Origin of the sequence: Streptomyces sp. PU-14G (genome assembly GCF_041028275.1) — a bacterium.
In the GTDB taxonomy this organism is placed as follows: Bacteria; Actinomycetota; Actinomycetes; order Streptomycetales; family Streptomycetaceae; genus Streptomyces.
Genome location: NZ_JASKYT010000596.1, coordinates 1 through 2,668, shown reverse-complemented (window position 1 = coordinate 2,668; position 2,668 = coordinate 1). Strand labels below are relative to the sequence as shown.

Below are 2,668 nucleotides of genomic sequence, written 5' to 3'. Positions count from 1 at the left end.
CGCCCAAGGAGCCCCGATGCCCCTCGTTTCCACCGGCTCGATCCTCGCCGACGCCCGCGCGGCGGGCACCGGTGCCGCCGCCTTCAACGTCATCCATCTGGAGACGGCGGAGGCGCTGGTCGCCGCCGCCGATGCCACCGGCATTCCGCTGATCCTCCAGATCAGCGAGAACTGCGTCCGGTATCACGGCAGCCTGTTGCCGATCACCCGCGCCACGCTCGCGCTGGCGGAGGCCGCGCGGACGAACGTCTCGGTGCACCTGGACCACATCACCGACGCGGAGCTGGTCCATCAGGGCGTCGCGGCGGGCGTGGGCTCCGTGATGATCGACGCCTCCACGCTGCCGTACGCGCAGAACGTCGAGACGACGGCGCGGCTGACTGCCTGGTGCCACGACCGTGACGTGTTCGTGGAGGCGGAGCTGGGCGAGGTGGGCGGCAAGGACGGGGTGCACGCGCCGGGCGTGCGGACCGATCCGCAGGAGGCGCTGGCGTTCGTGGCGGCCACGGGGGTCGATGCCCTGGCCGTCGCGGTCGGCTCGTCGCACGCGATGCGGGAGCGCACGGCGAAGCTGGATCTGGAGCTGATCGCAAGGCTGCGGGAGAAGCTGCCGGTCCCGCTGGTGCTGCACGGTTCCTCGGGGGTTCCGGACGAGGAGCTGCGCGCGGCCCTCGCGGCGGGAATGACCAAGATCAACATTTCGACGCATCTCGTGTCGGTCTTCACCCGGGGTGTGCGTAAGGTACTGGAGGCCGATCCCGCGCTCATCGACTCGCGCAAGTACGTTGCCCCGGCGCGGGACGCGGTCCGGAGCGAGGCCGCGCGCCTGCTGCATGTGCTGGGGGCGGAGGGGCGGGAGAAGGAGAAGACGTCAGGTGAAGCGCCATGAGCGGATGAACGCTTTGCTGGAGTTGCTCGGTGAGCGCGGCAGCATGGAGGTCGAGGAGGCCGCCACGGCCTTGGAGGTCTCCGCGGCCACGATGCGGCGCGACATGGACGCGCTCGCCGAACAGCAGCTCCTCACCCGCACCCGGGGCGGTGCGGTCCTCAGCGCGGTGACCTACGACCTGCCCATCCGCTACAAGCGCGGGCACCACGCGGGGGCGAAGCAGTCGCTGGCCAGGACCGCGGCCGCGATGGTGGAGCGCGGCGACGTGGTGGGCCTCAGCGGTGGCACGACGACGACGGAGATCGCCCGCGCCCTGGTGACGCGCGCGGATCTGGCCGAGCCGGGCCCGCAGCCGCATCTGACGATCGTGACGAACGCGCTGAACATCGCCTACGAGCTGGCGGTCAGGCCCCAGGTCAAGACGGTGCTGACGGGCGGGGTGGCGCATTCCCGCACGTTCGAGCTGACCGGCCCCTACAGCGAGTCGATGCTCGGTGAGGTCACCGTGGACATCGCCTTCATCGGGGCCAACGGCATGGACCCCAGGACGGGTGCCACCGTCCACGACGAGGCGGAGGGCCGGATCAACGGGCTGATGGCCCGGCATGCCGAGCGGGCCGTCGTGGTGACGGATTCCTCCAAGGCCGGTGTCCGGTGCTTCGCCCGGATCGGCGGGCCGGAGCTGTTCGACACCTTCCTCACCGACAGCGGCCTTCCCGACACGATGCGCCGCGAGTTCGAGGAGCAGGGGCTGCCGACGGTGCTGGCCGAGCCCGATCCGGACGAGGACGGGGGCAGGTAGCCGCCGTGCGCGCCAGGTTCCCTCTCACCTCACGGAGAAGCCGGCGGGCGGTGGCGGTCGCACTCGCCGCCGTCCTCACGGCCGTGTCCCTCGCCGGCTGCTCCGGCGCGCGGGACGCGGCCTCCCCCGACGCGGGCACGCGGAAGGCGGCCAAGGAAGTGCGGCGGCCACCGGTCGGCGCCGGGTTCGACTACCAGATCGGTGGCGGCTATCCGCCCCCTGCCGGCGTGCGGGTCGTCTCCCGTGACCGGGGCGACAGCGCGCAGGCCGGGAAGTACAGCATCTGTTATGTCAACGCCTTCCAGGCGCAGCCCGACGCGCTCGGCTGGTGGCAGCGGCACCATCCGCGTCTCGTGCTGCGCACGGAGGGCGGCGAGCCGGTGCTCGACCGCGAGTGGGACGAGGCGCTGTTCGACATCTCGACGGCCGACCGGCGTGAGGCGCTGGCGCGCGTCGTCGGCCGGTGGATCGACGGCTGCGCGGCCAAGGGCTTCCAGGCGGTCGAGTTGGACAACCTCGACTCCTACGAACGCTCCGCGGGGCGGCTCGACCATGCCGACAACGCCGCGTTCGCCGCGCTGCTGACCCGGCGCGCGCACCGGGCCGGGCTGGCGGCGGGGCAGAAGAACGCGGCGGAGCTGCTGGAGCGGCGCGCCCGGATGGGGTTCGACTTCGCGGTGACGGAGGAGTGCGGGCAGTACGACGAGTGCGGGCAGTACGCGCGGGCGTACGACGACCGGGTGCTGGATGTCGAGTACGGGGCGGAGGGGCTGGCGGCGGCGTGCCGTCAGTGGGGCGATCAGGTCTCGATCGTCCGCCGCGACCTGGACGTGCTCCCCGAGGGGCACAAGGGCCACGTGTCCGAGCGGTGCTGAGGGGACGGCCGGCTCGCCCCGTGCACGTGCAGGGGGCGGCCGGCTCGCCCCGTGGCAGGGGGCGCCCGGCTCGCCTGTGGCAGGGGGCGGTCGGCTCGCCTG

3 protein-coding genes are annotated in these 2,668 nt (G+C 72.7%); all 3 read left to right on the top strand.

The window, feature by feature from the left end; translation table 11 throughout:
* Positions 1-16 precede the first annotated feature (16 nt).
* From AB8Z75_RS33780 to AB8Z75_RS33770, 3 genes are read left to right on the top strand one after another with little or no spacing between them, the layout of a single operon-like run.
* Complete coding sequence (locus AB8Z75_RS33780; protein WP_369208786.1) at positions 17-889, top strand: class II fructose-bisphosphate aldolase; 873 nt, start codon at positions 17-19, stop codon at positions 887-889.
* Positions 876-1,691 (top strand): DeoR/GlpR family DNA-binding transcription regulator, encoded by an 816-nt coding sequence (locus AB8Z75_RS33775; protein ID WP_369208784.1) that lies wholly within the window; start codon positions 876-878, stop codon positions 1,689-1,691. Before AB8Z75_RS33780 ends, AB8Z75_RS33775 begins: the two co-directional genes overlap by 14 nt.
* Positions 1,692-1,741: 50 nt before the next feature.
* Entirely contained in the window at positions 1,742-2,566 is an 825-nt protein-coding gene (locus tag AB8Z75_RS33770) for an endo alpha-1,4 polygalactosaminidase (RefSeq protein ID WP_369208782.1), read from the top strand.
* Positions 2,567-2,668: the final 102 nt, after the last annotated feature.